Source organism: Natronosalvus rutilus, assembly GCF_024204665.1.
Lineage (GTDB): Archaea > Halobacteriota > Halobacteria > Halobacteriales > Natrialbaceae > Natronosalvus > Natronosalvus rutilus.
Genome location: NZ_CP100355.1, coordinates 2715170 through 2732125, shown reverse-complemented (window position 1 = coordinate 2732125; position 16956 = coordinate 2715170). Strand labels below are relative to the sequence as shown.

Annotated in this window: 19 protein-coding genes; 10 read left to right on the top strand and 9 right to left on the bottom strand. The window is 63.5% G+C overall.

Annotated elements, in window-relative coordinates; genetic code table 11:
* Positions 1 to 268: 268 nt before the first annotated feature.
* The gene (gene psmA / locus NGM29_RS13040) at positions 269 to 1036 is read left to right on the top strand and encodes an archaeal proteasome endopeptidase complex subunit alpha (RefSeq protein WP_254156725.1); all 768 of its coding nucleotides are present in this window, start codon (positions 269 to 271) and stop codon (positions 1034 to 1036) included.
* A gap of 132 nt (positions 1037 to 1168) precedes the next feature.
* The gene (locus NGM29_RS13035) at positions 1169 to 1894 is read left to right on the top strand and encodes a ribosome assembly factor SBDS (protein WP_254156723.1); all 726 of its coding nucleotides are present in this window, start codon (positions 1169 to 1171) and stop codon (positions 1892 to 1894) included.
* A 33-nt stretch (positions 1895 to 1927) separates the two neighbouring features.
* On the opposite strand, the gene NGM29_RS13030 is transcribed toward NGM29_RS13035, so the two are convergent.
* The 3 genes from NGM29_RS13030 to NGM29_RS13020 form a co-directional block, all read right to left on the bottom strand.
* Positions 1928 to 2233 (bottom strand): FUN14 domain-containing protein, encoded by a 306-nt coding sequence (locus tag NGM29_RS13030; protein WP_254156721.1) that lies wholly within the window; start codon positions 2231 to 2233, stop codon positions 1928 to 1930.
* A 195-nt stretch (positions 2234 to 2428) separates the two neighbouring features.
* Positions 2429 to 2716, bottom strand: a complete 288-nt coding sequence (locus tag NGM29_RS13025; RefSeq protein WP_254156719.1) for a DUF8028 family protein — start codon at positions 2714 to 2716, stop codon at positions 2429 to 2431.
* A 183-nt stretch (positions 2717 to 2899) separates the two neighbouring features.
* Positions 2900 to 5131 (bottom strand): CDC48 family AAA ATPase, encoded by a 2232-nt coding sequence (locus NGM29_RS13020; protein WP_254156717.1) that lies wholly within the window; start codon positions 5129 to 5131, stop codon positions 2900 to 2902.
* 230 nt (positions 5132 to 5361) lie between these two features.
* Between NGM29_RS13020 and larC the strand changes: the two genes are divergently transcribed.
* Positions 5362 to 6840 (top strand): nickel pincer cofactor biosynthesis protein LarC, encoded by a 1479-nt coding sequence (larC, locus tag NGM29_RS13015; protein WP_256548165.1) that lies wholly within the window; start codon positions 5362 to 5364, stop codon positions 6838 to 6840.
* 127 nt (positions 6841 to 6967) lie between these two features.
* On the opposite strand, the gene NGM29_RS13010 is transcribed toward larC, so the two are convergent.
* A complete protein-coding gene (locus NGM29_RS13010) occupies positions 6968 to 7783 on the bottom strand; it encodes a hypothetical protein (protein WP_254156715.1) in 816 nt (271 codons plus the stop codon).
* 94 nt (positions 7784 to 7877) lie between these two features.
* On the opposite strand from NGM29_RS13010, the gene radB reads away from it, so the two are divergent.
* Positions 7878 to 8576 (top strand): DNA repair and recombination protein RadB, encoded by a 699-nt coding sequence (gene radB / locus NGM29_RS13005; protein WP_254156713.1) that lies wholly within the window; start codon positions 7878 to 7880, stop codon positions 8574 to 8576.
* A gap of 90 nt (positions 8577 to 8666) precedes the next feature.
* On the opposite strand, the gene NGM29_RS13000 is transcribed toward radB, so the two are convergent.
* A complete protein-coding gene (locus tag NGM29_RS13000; protein ID WP_254156711.1) occupies positions 8667 to 9824 on the bottom strand; it encodes a CBS domain-containing protein in 1158 nt (385 codons plus the stop codon).
* A 102-nt stretch (positions 9825 to 9926) separates the two neighbouring features.
* Between NGM29_RS13000 and NGM29_RS12995 the strand changes: the two genes are divergently transcribed.
* From NGM29_RS12995 to NGM29_RS12975, 5 genes are all read left to right on the top strand, one after another.
* Positions 9927 to 10274 carry a lycopene cyclase domain-containing protein gene (locus NGM29_RS12995; protein ID WP_254156710.1) on the top strand — a complete coding sequence of 116 codons (348 nt, stop codon included), beginning with the start codon at positions 9927 to 9929 and terminating at the stop codon, positions 10272 to 10274.
* A gap of 98 nt (positions 10275 to 10372) precedes the next feature.
* Positions 10373 to 11131, top strand: a complete 759-nt coding sequence (locus tag NGM29_RS12990; RefSeq protein WP_254156707.1) for a CAP domain-containing protein — start codon at positions 10373 to 10375, stop codon at positions 11129 to 11131.
* A gap of 57 nt (positions 11132 to 11188) precedes the next feature.
* Positions 11189 to 11992, top strand: a complete 804-nt coding sequence (locus NGM29_RS12985; RefSeq protein ID WP_254156705.1) for a YihY/virulence factor BrkB family protein — start codon at positions 11189 to 11191, stop codon at positions 11990 to 11992.
* Positions 11993 to 12085: 93 nt separating this feature from the next.
* On the top strand, positions 12086 to 12847 hold the full coding sequence (locus NGM29_RS12980) for a hypothetical protein (protein WP_254156703.1): 762 nt from the start codon (positions 12086 to 12088) through the stop codon (positions 12845 to 12847).
* A 154-nt stretch (positions 12848 to 13001) separates the two neighbouring features.
* Entirely contained in the window at positions 13002 to 13433 is a 432-nt protein-coding gene (locus NGM29_RS12975; protein ID WP_254156702.1) for an arsenate-mycothiol transferase ArsC, read from the top strand.
* A gap of 163 nt (positions 13434 to 13596) precedes the next feature.
* On the opposite strand, the gene NGM29_RS12970 is transcribed toward NGM29_RS12975, so the two are convergent.
* Together NGM29_RS12970 and NGM29_RS12965 are read right to left on the bottom strand one after the other, a co-directional pair.
* The gene (locus NGM29_RS12970; RefSeq protein WP_254156701.1) at positions 13597 to 14055 is read right to left on the bottom strand and encodes a response regulator; all 459 of its coding nucleotides are present in this window, start codon (positions 14053 to 14055) and stop codon (positions 13597 to 13599) included.
* 200 nt (positions 14056 to 14255) lie between these two features.
* The gene (locus NGM29_RS12965) at positions 14256 to 14828 is read right to left on the bottom strand and encodes a peroxidase-related enzyme (protein WP_254156700.1); all 573 of its coding nucleotides are present in this window, start codon (positions 14826 to 14828) and stop codon (positions 14256 to 14258) included.
* Between the two features lie 178 nt (positions 14829 to 15006).
* Between NGM29_RS12965 and NGM29_RS12960 the strand changes: the two genes are divergently transcribed.
* A complete protein-coding gene (locus NGM29_RS12960; RefSeq protein WP_254156699.1) occupies positions 15007 to 15498 on the top strand; it encodes a metal-dependent hydrolase in 492 nt (163 codons plus the stop codon).
* 204 nt (positions 15499 to 15702) lie between these two features.
* Here NGM29_RS12960 and NGM29_RS12955 read toward each other — a convergent pair whose 3' ends face one another.
* Both NGM29_RS12955 and NGM29_RS12950 read right to left on the bottom strand, forming a co-directional pair.
* Complete coding sequence (locus tag NGM29_RS12955) at positions 15703 to 16107, bottom strand: DUF5518 domain-containing protein (protein ID WP_254156698.1); 405 nt, start codon at positions 16105 to 16107, stop codon at positions 15703 to 15705.
* Positions 16108 to 16263: 156 nt separating this feature from the next.
* Entirely contained in the window at positions 16264 to 16881 is a 618-nt protein-coding gene (locus NGM29_RS12950) for a GAP family protein (RefSeq protein WP_254156697.1), read from the bottom strand.
* Between the last annotated feature and the right edge of the window lie 75 nt (positions 16882 to 16956).

Here is a 16956-nt window from a genome sequence, read left to right as displayed (position 1 = left end):
GCGGTAAGCGAGGCCGGAGGAAGAAAACTATTTAGGACGCCGCCGGTAAGGTCGGGTAGAGAGATTCGTCGTGTTCGACATCGCTGACCGAGTCGTCGGGCGAACGAGCGTCGTTTCCATCCTGTGGCGATGACTGGTGCCGATAGCGGTCATCCGGGAGCAGCCACTCGTCCCGATGGAACCGGTGCCGACGCCGTTTCACCACGACTCGATGACGCGACCGTCACCACGACACCCCTCGATTCCGATCTAACGTTAACGTGATACTATGCAGGGACAAGCCCAACAGCAGGCGTACGACCGCGGCATCACGATCTTCTCGCCAGACGGCCGACTCTACCAGGTAGAGTACGCCCGCGAGGCGGTCAAACGTGGCACCGCGAGCATCGGCATCCGAACGGCTGGCGGCGTCGTCCTGGCCGTCGACAAGCGGATCCCGTCGCCGCTGCTCGAGGACTCGAGCGTCGAGAAGATCCACAAGGCCGACGACCACATCGGCATCGCGAGCGCTGGCCACGTCGCCGACGCTCGCCAACTCATCGACTTCGCTCGGCGGCGCGCGCAGGTCAACCACCTCCGCTACGGCGAACCCATCGGCGTCGAGAGCCTGACCAAAGAGATCACCGACCACATCCAGCAGTACACCCAGGTCGGCGGCGCCCGCCCGTTCGGCGTCGCGCTCATCGTGGGCGGCATCGAGAACGGCGAACCCCGCCTCTTCGAGACCGACCCGTCGGGAACGCCCTACGAGTGGAAAGCCCTCGCCGTCGGCGCCGAACGCGGCGAACTCCAGGGCTTCCTCGAGGAGAACTACGACGAGGAGGCGGACCTCGACAGCGGCGTCGCGCTCGCGCTCGAGGCACTCGCGTCGGTCAACGACGACTCCCTCCTCCCCACTGAAGTCGGCCTGGCGACGATCGACGCCGAGACGGAGTCGTTCGTCCAGTTCGACGACGACCGCATCGAGGAGTACCTCGTGGAGAACGAACTGCTCGACGAAGGCGACGACGAAGCCGAAGGCGACGGCGACGAGTAACCTTCGCAATCGCGACGGCGACCCACGCCGCGGAGGACGTTGCTCCGCCTCGTCCCCGCCCTCGTCCCCATCCCGACATCGCTACCGCCCGACGGGAAACACTCTTGTAACCGCCCGCGGATATCTTCGGGTATGATATCGCTCGACGAGGCAGTCACCGCGCGACTCGAGTCACACGGCGCGCGCTTCGAAGTGCTTGTCGACCCGGACGCAGCACTGGCGATCAAACGCGGCGAGTTCGACGGCGACCTCGAGGACGTCATCGCCGCGGAGGACGTCTTCGACAACGCCTCGACGGGCGACCGGCCGGCCGAGAACGACCTCGAGGACGTGTTCGACACCACGGATCCCCTCGAGATTATCCCCGAAGTCATCAAACGTGGAGAGATCCAGATCACGGCCGACCAGCGCCGCGAGATGCAAGAACAGAAGCGAAAGGAACTGATCACGACCATCGCGCGAAATGCCATCAACCCGCAGATGGACGACGCGCCCCATCCCCCCGAGCGGATCGAGAACGCCCTCGAGGAGGCCGGATTCACGGTCGATCCGATGGAACCGGCGAGCGAGCAGGTCGACGACGCCCTCGACGCCCTCCGTCCCGTGATCCCGATCCGGTTCGAAGAGATCACCATCGCCGTCCAGATCCCTCCGGAATACGCCGGGAGTGCCCAGGCGAAGATCCGCCAGTACGGCGACCTCGAGCGTGAGGAGTGGCAACCCGACGGCTCCTGGATTGGCGTCATCACGTTCCCGGCGGGGTTGCAGAACGACTTCTACGACGTCGTCAACGAGAACACGAGCGGCGAAGCGGAGACGCAGATCGTCAGCGACAAAGGGGAGTTGAGCACGCGGTAGCGATCGTTCGACGCGCGAAATTCGAAAAAACAGTTATCCGCGACGGAATCCGATCAGGAAGCCGGCCGTGAAGCCGGCCCCGACGGACATCGTCGAGATGAACGACTCGAGGTAGCTCGGGTCCGCGTGTTCTGAGGTTTTGATCAGTCCGTTCGACAGCGCGCTCCAATCGACGATGAGGATGCCCTGTGATTCGAGGTACCGGAATATGACGAGTTGCACGCCGATGATGACGGCGATAAGTTTAGCGATTTTCTTCGCGGCGAAGCCCATGAGAGCGCCGATGGCTGCACCACCACCGAACTCGAGTCCGAGGGCCGTTGGATCGATATTGACCATGATAGAGAGAATTCGAGTCGGTCACCATGACTTTTGTGGTGGGTGGACATTCTCAGGAATTGGATGAACGATGCAGAGTGGAGTGGCCGACGACTGTAGAACGGACTAGCAACGCGAACCTCCGTTTAAAACTACCAGTGTGAATACCGTTCGAAACTGGTACCGCGAACCACCATTCGAAACTGGCACTGCGAACTACCGCTCGAGTTCGTGCGCGTGGCCGGCGTAGAGCGCCACCAGGTGGACGGCGAGCAGGGCGACGAACAAACCCGTTCGTGTCCCGTCTGAACTGATGGCCAGTATCGGCAGGTACGCGATCGGCAGTACGATTGCCGTCCAGAAACTCGCAACGCGGAGGCGCTCGATGAAACTCTCGGTCGTGGATCTGCGCTCGCCTTCCTGTTCGGGCGTGGAACCGGCTTCTCCGGGCGCTTCCTGGTCGGTTGCGAGGCGACTGTTCTGTGTCGCTCGAGGCCCTGGCATTGGTTACCTGATCGCCGATACCTACGCCGTGGACGCGTAAATATCGGATACTGCGTTTCAGTGGAATCGATTCAGTTCACTCGTGTAAGCCGTGATTACTGGGTTGAGTCGATTCGACGTCTGCGAGAAAGAACCGATTACGACCGGTGGGAACCCGAATTACGCCGGCCGTACGACCGTACGTTACTGGAACCCGATACGACTGCCCCGGCGACCCGTGCCGGGTTCGACCCGGTTTCCACCGCCCTTGAACTGCTGTTCGATCTGGTCGTAGTACTCGAGGATGTCCTCGTTGATCGTCGGGCGCACGTTTTCCATCGCTTTCCGGAAGTGGCGCATCTCGACGATGTCGGCGTCGTCGTCCTCGCGAAGGGCTTCGATCGCCGCCTCCCGACCGATCGACTCGAGGTCGCTGCCGACGTACCCCTCCGTGATCTCGGCAATCTCGCGCAGGCTGACGTCCGCGGCCAGGGGCGTGTCGTCGGTGTGGATCTCGAGGATCCGTTCGCGACCCTCGGTGTTGGGCTCGCCGAGCATGACCAGTCGGTCGAAGCGACCCGACCGGAGGAGGGCGGGGTCGATCATGTCCGGCCGGTTCGTCGCGCCGATCACCATCACGTCCTCCATCTCCTCGAGGCCGTCGAGTTCGGTCAGTAGCTGGTTGACGACTCGTTCGGAGACGTTCGACCCAACCTCGCCGCCGCGGCCTGGGGCGAGCGAGTCGAGTTCGTCGAAGAAGATCACCGTCGGGGAGACCTGCCGGGCCTTCCGGAAGGTCTGACGGATCGCCTTCTCGGACTCGCCGACCCACTTGCTGAGCAACTGCGGGCCGCGCACGGAGATGAAGTTGGCGTTAGTCTCGTTGGCGACGGCCTTCGCCATGAGCGTCTTTCCGGTGCCCGGCGGCCCGTACAGCAAGACGCCTGCGGGTGGGTCGATGCCCATCCGCTCGAACTTCTGTGGCTCGCGCAGGGGCCACTCGACGGACTCCTTGACCTGGTCTTTCGCCTCGTCGAGACCGCCGACGTCGTCCCAGCTGACCTTCGGCAACTCGACGAGGACTTCCCGCATCGCCGACGGTTCGACCTCGGCGAGGGCGCCGCGGAAGTCCTCGCGCTTGACGATCATCCGGTCGATCAGGCTCGGCGGGATGTCCTCTTCGTCCAGGTCGATTTCCGGGAGGTACCGCCGCAGGGCCTTCATCGCGGATTCTTTGGTCAGGCTCTCGATGTCCGCGCCGACGAAGCCGTGGGTCTCGTCGGCCAGGTGCGAGAGGTTGACGTCGTCGGAGAGGGGCATCCCGCGGGTGTGGATCTGCAGGATCTCCTCGCGGCCGACCTCGTCCGGGACGCCGATCTCGATCTCGCGGTCGAACCGACCGGGCCGACGGAGGGCAGGGTCGACGCTGTCGACGCGGTTGGTCGCGGCGATGACGATGACCTGACCGCGAGCCTCGAGGCCATCCATCATAGTCAGCAACTGGGCGACGACGCGGCGTTCGACCTCGCCGGTGACGTCCTCGCGCTTGGGGGCGATTGAGTCGAGTTCGTCGATGAAGATGATCGCGGGGGACTCCTCGCTGGCGTCCTCGAAAATCTCGCGGAGCTGTTGTTCGGACTCGCCGTAGTACTTCGAGATGATCTCGGGGCCGGCGATGGAGAAGAAACTGGCGGAGGTCTCGTTGGCGACGGCCTTCGCGAGCAGCGTCTTGCCCGTCCCCGGCGGGCCGTGCAGGAGCACCCCTTGCGGGGGCTCGATCCCCAGTTTCTTGAAGATCTGGGGGTGTTTCATCGGCAGCTCGACCATCTCGCGGACGCGCTGGATCTCGTTTTGCAACCCACCGATGTCCTCGTAGGTGATCCCGCCGCCGGTCTTCTCGAAGCCCGAGATGGGCTCCTCGCGGAGTTCGACGTCGGTGTCCTCGGTGATGAGGACGACGCCCTCGGGATCGGTTTCGACGGCGATCAGCGGGATCGCCTGGCCCGGCGAGCGCATGAACGGGTGGTTCGTCGAGCTCATCACGGGGACGATGTCGTGACCGACGACCGGCCGCTTGAGGATCTGGCGTTTCACCATGCCGGCGGCGTCGGAGCCGAACTGGACGGAGGCCTCCTCCGGGGGAGCGAGCACCAGCGTGTTCGCCTTCGTGGCCTCGGCCTTCCGGATCGTGACGCGTTCGCCGATGCCGACGTCGGCGTTCTGGCGGGTGAACCCGTCGATGCGGACGGTATCCGTGTTCCAGTCCTGACGGTCCGCACGCCAGACCTTCGCAGCGGTCGTCTCCGACCCTTCGATCTCGATGATGTCGCCCGGACTCAGCTTCAGGTGAAGCAAGGTGTCCGGGTCGAGACGGGCGATGCCGCGGCCCGAGTCGTTCGGGTACGCTTTCGCGACCTCCAGTTGCACTTCGTTCATGGTTTGGGGTAGACGGGGATGTTCCTGACTCCGACTCGGTGTCGGATAGGTGTTTTGCTCACAGCAGACGCATCGAACCGCGAACGCACCTGTGCTAGCGCCTGTCATATGAGACTGAGTCAGGGAGCTACATAGATGTACCGGCATCGGTCGTTTTCCGAGACGGAACGACGGCCTTTCCCTGCGTGGGAGTGCGTGGGTTTTTGGTCACGCTGCCCGCCGTCCTAGCTATGACCAGGAGACTGCTCGCTTTCGACGGCCGGATGGGCGCCAGCGGCGACATGCTGCTCGCCGCCCTGCTCGCCGCCGGGGCCGACCGGGCGGCCCTCGAGCCCATCGAGGACGCGCTCGACGTCGAGTATCGTATCGGGCACACCTCGAAGTGTGGGATTCACGCGACGGCAGTCGACGTCGTGATCCCCACCTCCAGCAGCCAGGACGCCCACCTCGGGGCGGCCCGTCACGACGATAGAGAGCGCGGGGACGAGCATAAGGACGACGGTGTGCACGAGCAAGGTTCGGGAAGTGAGGTTACGGGCGGTCACCATCACCACGGCAAAGAAGACGAGCACAGTCACGCCGCCGATAATGGCCATGGTCACGATCACAATCACAGCCACGGTAACGGCCACAATCACAGCCACGACCACGGAGACGACGACCACGACCACAACCATGGAGACGACGGTCACGTCCACGCCGAAGGCCACGGCCCCCACCGGAGCTACCTCGAGGTCTGCGACATTGTCCGAAACATGGATCTCGAGGATGCGGTCGAAGCCGACGCCCTCGCCATCTTCGAACGGCTCGGAGAGGCCGAAGCGAGCGTCCACGGAACCGACCTCGAGTCGATCCACTTCCACGAGGTGGGCGCCGACGACGCCATCGCGGACGTCGTCGGTGCCGTCCTACTGATACACGACCTCGAGGTCGATCGCGTCGTCACGACGCCCATCTCGGCCGGCGGCGGCACCGTCACGATGAGCCACGGCGAGTACCTGGTCCCCGCCCCGGCCGTCCTCGAGATCACGGAGCGGGCCGGCTGGGAGCTCTCCGGTGGCCCGGTCGAAGCGGAACTCCTGACGCCGACGGGGGCTGCTATCCTGGCCCACGTCGCCGAGGGGGTCGAGACCCTGCCGACGATGACCATCGAAGACGCAGGCTACGGCGCCGGTGGCTACGACCTCGATCCACACCCGAATGTCCTCCGCGCGCTGGTCGGGACGACTCGCGGAAGCCTCCAGCGCGAGGACATCGCCGTCCTCGAAACGAACCTCGACGACGCGACCCCCGAAGTGCTCGGCGGTCTCCAGGAGACGCTCTCAGACGCGGGCGCGCGCGACGTCTCCGTCGTCCCGGTTACGATGAAGAAGTCCCGGCCGGGCCACCTGGTCAAGGTGATCTGCAGACCCGCCGACAGGGAACGCGTCGCCCGGCAACTCGCCGAGGAGACGGGAACCCTCGGGATCCGCGACGCCGGCGTCACCCACCGCTGGGTCGCTCGGCGGGCGTTCGAGACGGTGACGCTCGAAGTCGGCGGCGACGCCTACGAGGTGACGGTCAAGGTGGCCAGCGACGAGGCCGGCGATGTCTACGACGTGAGCGCGGAATACGACGACGCCGCGGCCGTCGCTGCCGAAACCGGCGAACCGATTCAGTCGATCGTGGCTCGAGCGGAGCGGGCGTTCTGGGCAGATAATTCGCCCTGATGCCGAAACTATAACTACTATAGCAATCGATGTATTGATTGGAGTAATTCACTATGTATTTTATATCATTGGGTGTGATGGCTCTATACGCGACCTCGAGCTACGACTTCGAGTCACGACCTCGAAATCAGTTTGCGTCGCCGCCGTCTCCCCCGTTTCCCCCGTTTCCCCCGTCTCTCCCGTCTCCCCCGTCGCTGCCGTCGACATCGTTTCGATGCACCGCGAGCGCCTCTTCGACCGTCAACTCCCCGCTCGCGACCCGCCTGGCCAGGGTCTCGTCGATCGCCCGGTTCGTCTCGCTTCGCTCGCGCGAGCGGTCCTTGATCACCTGTAGCTCCCCCGGCGTCGGTTCGATCTCGCGCGTGTCGATCGCCTCTCCCTCGAGACGGGCGATGTTCACCGCCGCGAGGACGTCACCCATCCCTCTGGCACCGGTTCCGAGGTACGGCGTCGTCCCCGTTTCGTCGACCATCTCGACGCGGACGTCCTCGAGTTCGTTGATCAGTTTGGCGCCTTCGAGGCGCGATCCGTCGCCGATGCGGACGACCGGGTCGACGGCGTCGTCCCCGCGGACCTCCTCGAGAACGACGTCGACGGCGTCACCCAGCGGCACCTGGAACGCGGCGACGACGGTCTCCCCTGCGAGCACGGCGATGCCGGGTTGACGTCCGGGATCGACGCCGACGACGGTTCGGCCGTGCTCGCCACGGATGGTCGCGAGCGCCTGATCGACCGCCTGTCGGCTGTCGTCGGGGTCCACGACGATGGTCGGCGCGTCGGTGTCCCCGAACGACTCGGCGTGTTCCGCGCCGGTGAGGACGACGGCGGTTTTCGACGGAAGCGGATCGTCGGGCTCGATCGTCGTGAACGTCGCGCCTCGCTCGCGAAGGTCGGCGACGACCTCGTGATACACTTCGAAGTCCGCGGTGGCGACGACGATCATAGCCGTGCTTCGACCGCCACCGAATAAATTGCTCCGTCTCCGGACGAGCGATCGGTTCCGGGGGGTTTTTGCCCGCTACCTCCCAACTGAGCGCGTGAACGACGAGGCGATATCGACCGGTTGTCCCCCGGTCGACGCGTTGCTCGAGGGCGGGTTCGAACGCGGCGCCGTCACCCAGGTGTACGGCCCGCCAGCGTCGGGGAAGACGAACCTCGCGCTGTCGGCCGCCGTCGAGACGGCCGTCGACGGTGGTACGGCCGTCTTCATCGACACCGAGGGCGTCTCGGTCGACCGATTCGAACAGCTCCTCTCCGCTCGTACCGACGACGTCGAGTCGGTCGCTTCCCGGATCATCATCGAGGACGCCTACGACTTCGACGAACAGGCCGAGGCCGTGCGCGACGCGGCGGACTTCGCGACCCAGGCCGACCTGATCGTCCTGGACAGCGCGACCGGCTTCTACCGAATCGAGCGCGCCGAAGACGGTGACGCGGGCGACGCCCTTCGGCAGGTGGCCAGCCAGATCACCCACCTGCTCTCGCTCGCGCGCAAACACGACCTCGCGGTGGTCGTCACGAACCAGGTATTTGCCGACCCCGATAGCGACCGGACGCGTCCGCTCGGGGGGAACACCCTGGAGCACTGGACGGGCGTGGTGCTCCGTCTCGAGCGATTCCGCGGGGGCAACCGGCGGGCGACGCTCACGAAACACCGTTCGAAACCGGCGGGCGAATCAGCGACGTTCCGGATCACGGGGTCGGGACTCGAGGGCGCCGACGACGCTCGACCGTAGCGTCTTCCGTTCTCAGTCGCCGCGCGCGGCGAGCCGTAACGTGACAAATTTTTTGATTTGTGCGGTTTTCGCTCGAGTCGAGCCCTGGCCCTACAATTCGTTCAACTTTCGGAGTAACTGCCCGCGGTACTCTTCGTCGCTCCGGACGCCCTTGAGCTCCAGGACGTTTCGCTCGAGTTTGTCCAGAGCGACCCTGAACGCATTCTCCGCACCGTAGCCTTCGCCGGAGCCGGCAACCTGGGATTTGTTCGTCCGGAGGCGGATCTGACACTGGATAAGCGGCGTGCCACGGAGTTTCTCCTTGTGCTCGTGGAAGCGAACGTGGGCGTGGTGGACCTGCATGTCCGCGTACTTGTCAGAGACTTGCTCGATGCTCTGGACGATGGACTCCCGGGAGATGGTGTCCATGAGCGAGATGTTCGTGATCTGGACGTCCATGTGCTCTTCCTCGGTGAACGTCAGCGCCCGAAGCACGTCGGTCTTGGTGACCACGCCATCGATGAGGCGGTCGTCGTCCGTCGGCGTGACGACGAGGCCGGCGTAGTCGTCCTCGAGCATGGTTTCGACGGCCTCTCGAGCGGTCTTGTCGGCCGTCGTGGTGACTACGGGGCTGTTCATGATGTCGTAGATCGGGACGTCGAGCATCCGCTGGTTGTCGCCGACGCGGTCGCCAGTCGTCATGCGCTCGTTCTCCCGGATGACGAAGTCGGCGATGTCGTGGGTCGTCACGACGCCGGTCAGGTAGCCGTTCTCGTTGACCACGGGGAGTCGGGAGATACCGTGTTCGCGCAGGTGGTTGATCGCCTTGCCGACGCCGTCGTCCTCCGCGAGCGTGATCGGCTCGGTGGTGTAGATGTCGCCGACGGTGATCGCGTCGAGGTTCTCGAGGACGGCGGTGAGTAGGTCGTCCTCGGTGATGACGCCCCAGAGGTTGTCGCCTTCGAACACCGGCGCGACCTTGGTGTTGCCCTCAACGAGCATGCGGGCGACCTCCCGGACGTCCTCGTGCCGGTCGACTTTCGGCGCCGGGTCGTTGCGACTCGGCTTGATCAACGCCGCCACCTTGGCGTCGTCTTCGACGTGTGACTGGAGTACCTCGCGTTCGCTGATCACGCCAGCGTACTCTCCGTCGTCGGTTACGATCAGCCCCTTGGGGTTGCCGTCCTCGAAGGTCGAACGGACTTTCCCCATTCGCGTCCCGACGTCGACCTCGATGTACTCCGTGGTGGCGATATCGGCGATATTCATCGTTCCACTTGCCCCTTCTCTCGCTGGACTATTTAACGTACCGCCCGGCCATGTAACCCGTGACTACCGGGTGTTTTTATGTACCGCCATCCTGGTCGTGACATGGCTCGAGACATTTCCGTCTTCGGCCGGTATACCTACCTCGCAACGGAGATTTTCTGGGGTGCCGTCGCGTTCGTATTGCTGCGACGGGCCGGCGCGCTCAGACGAGCGGCTGTGACTATCCTCGCGCTGTACCCCATCGCGTACTTCTGGGACTGGTACACGCTCGAGGTCGGCGTATTCGACATTCAACTGCGAACGGGTTACGAAGTCGGCGGTATTCCGATCGAGGAACACCTGTTCATGGCCGTCGTCCCCGGTCTGGTCATCGCCTTCCACGAGACGATTTTTGGCTCGAGTGCGTCCACTTCCCTGGAAGAGGGTGATCCATCGCCAGCCAAGAGGTAGCCCGTACGTCGTCGCGAACGACCCCCTCGACACAATCTGTCTCGGCCGACGACACTCACAATCGGTAGTTAGTTACTGTCCTTCGTGGAGGTACACCCATGAGCAGACGCGGTCGCCGCCTCGAGCGGACGAGGTCGTCCAGCGAGCGCCAGACGAACAGAGCCAGTCTCAACCTCACGTCGCTCGTGATGACCGTCGTCCTGATCGGCGCGGTCGTCCTCGCGGGGGTACTGCTCGCCCCGCAGGCCATCGCGTTCGTCCAGGACGAACTCGGCCCCTCCGTCGAGCCACCGGAACCGGGCGACCGAAATCCGCCCGTCACCGACCCGGGCGATCAGGGCCACTCGAGCTACGAAACCGACACCGAACGAGTCAACTCGAGCGCCGTCGAGGACCGGGTTCACGAACTCGTCAACGAGCGACGCGCCGAAGATGACCTCGAGCCGCTCGCGTGGGACGGGACGGTTGCCTCGGTGTCCCGCGCCCACAGCCAGGACATGCACGCGGACGACCGATTCGCCCACGTCAACGCCGACGGCGAGTCGCCGTACGACCGGTTCGGCGACGTCGCCGACTACTGCCGAGCGTATGGGGAGAACATCGCACTCACGAGCGTCGGCACGACGGTCGAACGCTCCCACGACGGCGAACACGTCGAGTACCAGACTGCGGACGAACTCGCCGAAGGGCTCGTCGAGCAGTGGATGCACTCAGAGGAACACCGGGCGACGATTCTCGAGGAGAGCGACGAAATCGACGGCTGGGACCGGGGCGGCGTCGGCGTCTACATCGCCGACGACGGGCGGGTGTTCGCGACCCATAACTTCTGTACGGTGCGCAAAACCTTCGACTGGTAACACCTTCGTCGCCGATACTTCGCATACCCTTAAGTTCTCCTCGTGGAAGCCGACGGCATGAGCCACCAGTCGGACCGCGACGTTCGTACTATCGTACGAGGGGTCGTCGGCACCGCAAAAGAGCGAGAGATAACGTTCCTCGCCGCCGGATTCGCCTACTACGCGTTCGTCTCGCTCTTTCCGATGATCGTGCTGGCGCTCGTCGTTGGTACCCTCGTTGGCGGCCAGCAGGTCGCGGAGGACCTGATCATGCTGGCTGGCGACTTCCTTCCCGACGCCGGCGAGGACCTCGTGCTCGAGGCGCTCACCGCCGAATCGGGACGAACCGAGGCGACCGTCGTCGCCCTCGCCGTCTCGATATGGGGTGCACTGAAGGTCTTTCGCGGGCTGAGCCTCGCGTTCGACCGCGTCTACGACACCGTCGCCGAAAACTCCCTGCTCGAGCAGATTCGCGACGGGATCACGGTCATCTTGACCATCGTCCTCGCGCTCTTGCTCATGATCCTCATCGGGGCGGTGATCGGCCTCCTCGCCGGGCGGGTTCCCTACGTCGGGGTCCTCAGCTGGCTCGGCTTGCTCCTGGGGCTCCTCCTGGTATTCCTGCCACTTTACTACGTGTTGCCGCCGATTCCCGTCGACCTTCGCGAGGTGATTCCGGGCGCGTTCTTCGCAGCGATCGGCTGGGTGATCCTCCAGGCCGGCTTTCAGCTCTACGCCGCGAACGCCGGGCAGTACGAGGCCTACGGGGCGATCGGCGCCATCCTGTTGTTCGTCACCTGGCTCTACTTCGCCGGGATCCTGATCCTGCTGGGGGCAGTCATCAACGTGGTGATGTCTCGACCGCGACTCGTCCCCACGTAGCCGTGACCGCAGACCCAACAGGCGAGCGAAGGGCGAGTTTCGTCCCCCTCGAACGGGGAAAATTTATGCCGACTCGAGCGCCAGGCGTGAGCAATGAGCGAGCACGACGGCGCGGGCGACGACTCGGGGGACCAGGGGGCCGAAAGCGAAGACGACGGCCCGAGGGAAAAGGGGGGTGAAAGGGAACGTGAGGGACCCGGCGGCGGGCCGAAACGGGTCGTCTCGAACACGAGCGTCGACGACATTCTCAACTCGCTGAACGAGACGAACGCCGGCAACTCGAGCCCTCGAGCGACTGGCGACACTCGCACTCAGTCCGGGCCGTCCGCTGACTCGAGAGGAGAACTCGAGGACGAGGCGAGCCTCGAGGAGGACGAAAAAGCGGGGAGAGAGAACGTTGAAGAGGCGGAGACGGGGAACGCTGAAGAAGCGGGGGAAGAAAACGTCGAAGAAGCGAGGACGGAGAACGCCGACGGAGACGCCGAACAGACCCAGACCGCCGAAGGGGCCGATGGAGAAATGGAACCCGAGCAGCCGCAGAACGACGTACCGACTGCGAGCACCCCGACCCAGGACGCCCTCTCGAGTCGCATCGAACGCGGAGCCGTAACGGGCGCCGACGTCCGGGCCGCTGAGGCCGGCGAGGGCCGCGAGCGAACCCCGGACATCGACGAAATCGACCTCTCCCTCGACGACCTCGAGACGAACCAGGCGTCCGAGTCCGCGGCGTCCGGGCCGACGGTATCGCCCCCTTCCGACGGGGTCGACGACGCTGCTCCCTCGAGCGACGAAGCCGACGACCAGGCGGACTCGAGCGGACTGCTCGCTCGACTTCGCGGCTTCTTCTCGCGCTGAGTCGACGTTCACGGGTCGAGCCGCCCTCGTATTATTCCCCCATGAACACCCGACTGTTCCCGTCGAAACGTCGCCGCTCTCGACTCCCTATGCTACCGTATCACACCGTTCGGCTCGTACGAACCGTTAGGTTCCTCGAGCGACCACGTCGACCATGACGCGAATCGCACTGGTATGCGTCCAGAACGCCGGCCGTAGTCAGATGGCGACCGCCTACGCCGAACGGGAGCGTGCGGTCCGCGGCCTCGAGAACGAGGTCGAGATTCTCTCCGGCGGAACCCGTCCGGCCGACGAGGTCCACGACGAAGTACAGGAAGCCATGGCCGAGGAAGGCTTCGACCTCGCTGGCCGGACGCCGACGTCGATCAGCACCGACGAACTCGAGTCCTGCGACGTTGTGGCGACGATGGGTTGTTCGACGCTCGACCTCAACGCCGAGGTCGACGTTCGCGACTGGGACCTCGAGGATCCTCACGGGAAATCACCCGAGCGAGTGCATGAGATTCGCGAGGACGTCCGACGACGGGTCACCGCGCTGTTCGACGAACTCGAGTCGGGGCGGGATCTCGATCCCGTCACGGAGTAGGTGCAAAAGCTCTGTTCACCCCCCTCTGGGTGATAGGTTTGTACTGCTGTGCTGTATCCACGGTGCGGGTAGCCGCACACCACACGTGCGTACTGACCGTGGCATAGTATCGTCCTTTTATACCACACGTGAAGAACTCAGATATCGAATCACCAGTAGGTGCTCAGGCTTCTTCGGGTTCCTCTTGAATGAGCGCCATCCAAAATCCCTCGATTTCCTGGACAAATCCGATATAATCCTCTGGTTCAACTGGCTTTTGGACAAAGTGATCCACATCGAGCCCCTTCGATTTGAAAATGTCCGCTCCAACCTCCGAACTCGTGAGGACAACAACCGGGATCTTACGGAGTGAGGGTTCATTCTTCAGTTCAGCTAGTACGCCCGTACCACTTCTTCCAGGTAACTTGGGTTCGAGCAGGATGAGATCAGGACGCGGTTCGTCTGCATACTCTCTCCGCTGATTGACGAAATCGAGGGCTGCGTCAGCATCAGCGACGGTGTAGAGACTATTCTTGAGTTTCGCATCTTTGAACGATTCCGTAAAGAGACGGGTATCCCCGGGGTTTGGTTCAACCAGTAATATGGTTACCAGCCTATCCTCCTGCGCACTGTCTGAAGCCATCATAGATGATTTTGACCGAACAGTGAAAAGGCTGCGGCCAATTGGCATTGATCTGTGACTTCTCTGTATTAACCGCCCACCACTACGGTGATCGAGCAAACTCTCGTGCCGCATTCGCGCTGTGCGTTCAGCACGCGACCCCTGCCAGGATCGAAGGGTTTCGACAGAGGCGTGCACAAACATCGATCACCGCGCGGCAACTATTCACGACCCAGCGTGTGAAACTCCTCGTTCGGTCGCATGTCCGCGAGCTGGGCCATCCGGTTCGAGAGGTTGAAAAACGCCGCCACCGAGCCGATGTCCCAGATTGCCTCACGGCTGAATCCGTGCTCCTCGAGTGCCTCGAGGTCCGTATCCTCGACGGTCGCCTGGTCGGTCGTGAGCGCGACCGCTAGGTCGAGCATCGCCCGGTGGCGGTCGCTGACGTCGGCGTTCCGGTAGTTCGAAATGAGTTGATCCGCGAGCAGTGGATCGTCCCCGTAGAGGCGAACGAGCGCCCCGTGAGCCGTGTTGCAGTAGTAGCAGTCGTTGGCTCCACTCACGGCGACGATGATCATCTCGACCTCGAGTCGGGTGAGTTCGGTGTCCTCAACGAGGGCGTCGTAGTACTGAAAGAACGCCCGGAAATGCGACGGGCGGTAGGCGTAGGCGAGGAATACGTTCGGCGTGAAGCCGGCGCGTTCGGTCTCCTCCTCGATGCGCTCTTGCAGGTCTTCAGGGAGCTCGTCCACGTCTGGCACCGGAAATCGCGTCATCGGATCGACGTCGGTCATGGTCTCGAGGACGGGCGCCTCGAGGAAAACGTTCCGGGTTCGAACGGTCAGACGGCACCTCGAGTCCACCGGTATCCTGCATTTCGGGACGCGGGTCGCTCCGGGACGCGTATCGCCATCGAAACGGATCGTTCAGAAGGATTATGCCACGGCTGTTCGTGCCATCGAGTAGAGGTCCATGTACCAACTCGGTCACTACGGCGTTGCCCTCCTCCTCTACGCGCCCGTCGCTATCTGGCTCGGCCTCGCCGGCGAGGAGTTCGTCGCCCTCCTGGGCGCCGTCATCTGTCTCTCCTTCTCGACGCTTCCGGACTGCGACCACAGTCTGCCGTTCGTCGCCCACCGCGGGATCACCCACACGATCGGATTCGTCCTCCTGGTCCCGGCCGTGGTCGCCGGCGCGGCCTACGCGACCCTCGAGGTGACGATGGGATCGCCCGACCCGACCGTCGTGGGGTTCGTCTACGGCGTTACCGCACTGTCGCTCGGCTCGCACTTGCTGGCCGACGCGTTGACGCCGATGGGAATCACTCCCTTCTGGCCACTCTCATCGTATCACTTCTCGCTCCGGGTTACGACCGCGAAGAACCCGATCGCGAACTATGGTCTTTTCGCGCTCGGCGTCGCCGCGAGCGTGCTGTCGATCGGCGTCGTCACGGGTGGATTGTAGCCCGTCACCGCGCGCCCTCGACGGGTGACGATACGGAACGAGCGTACCTTCCGGTTGCAGTCGGTTCGATACCAGTATTCGGCCCTTCGAGGCGCGATGACTGTCAACGTCAGTAGAAACGAGAGTTTCTGGCTCAGTTGAGACAGCGTACGGTCGAAAAAATCGGCTTGGTGCGCTAGTCACTCGGCGTCTCGAGTGACGTACTCACGCGCGGACGCCGGCCATCCGCCGGGCCTCCCGGCGAGTGTGAGCCCACGACCCGGCCGCGCCGCCGATAGCGCCGGGGACGGCGTAGAAGGCGATCAGGAGCAGGCCGCCCACGGACACGCCGAACGCCGGGACCAGGCCCGCGAAGAGCAAGGTGGTGAAGACTGCGATCACCAGCGTGACGAGCGATCCCACGACGGTCGCGATACCGCCGTGGACGACGCCACTGGTCATCGTTCCGCCGGCAACGTACCCGGCGGCGAGTCCGCCGACGATGCCGATGACCGTCCACGACATTGCCAATGTGGTAAGCTCAGAACCCGCGACGAGCAGTCCGCTGATGACGGCGACGAGGAACGTTACGACGAAACCGGTTGCGATTGCTGTCCAATTCAATTTCATGGTCACTCTATACATAGGCTGGCAGCGGGAATAAAGGGCACCTCAGCAATTACGAAGAGTCAAACGTCTCAGACAGAATATCTGACTGAATGTGAATACTCGTGTCTGTGACCGATGACGATCGAACGATCTTATCGACAGTCGAAACCCGAACGTTCAACCCAGTAAATTGTTCACTGCCATGACAATGAAGAAGACGATCACGGCTTCGTTGACGACCCACGAGTTCGCATTCATCCAGTCGCGGGCCCTGGGCAGGAGTGATTCAGCCCGCTCTCCGAACCCGACCAGGATCAGCGACGGGAGCGCTAGGACCAGGAGCGTGGCCAGGATAAACGGGACGGCATCCGTCCACGGCGCCTCGCGTGCTGCGAGGTAGGAACCGACGGCGATCGACGTGAGGATATTCGTCGGAAAGAAGCCCATGAGGAGAAATCCGAGTCTGAACGAGAACCGCGGCATCGCCCGCTCGAGCTTTCCCATCCACCGCGGCGGTTCGGCCTCCTCTCGCGTTCGGTACGTATTGACCATCGCGAACAGGAGTACGGCGAGGACGACGGCTGTAAGCGTCGTGTTCGACGCGCCCTGGCTGCGAGCGCCGGTCCCGAACGTATACGCGAGCATGACGACGAGCGAGATGGAAAGGGCTGCACCGGCGACGAAGGCCGCGGAATTCTGTCGCCAGTTCTCGCTCGTCGCGAGGAAAATAGCACTGAGGATCTGTGGACCCGCGACCATCACGAACACCAGCGGTAAAACTTCGAGAAAACGCATGTGTTGATCAACCAGTACTCACGAGTACTGCTCGTTTTACGGAACGCGGGATAAAACTTGACCGAGAAATCGAAC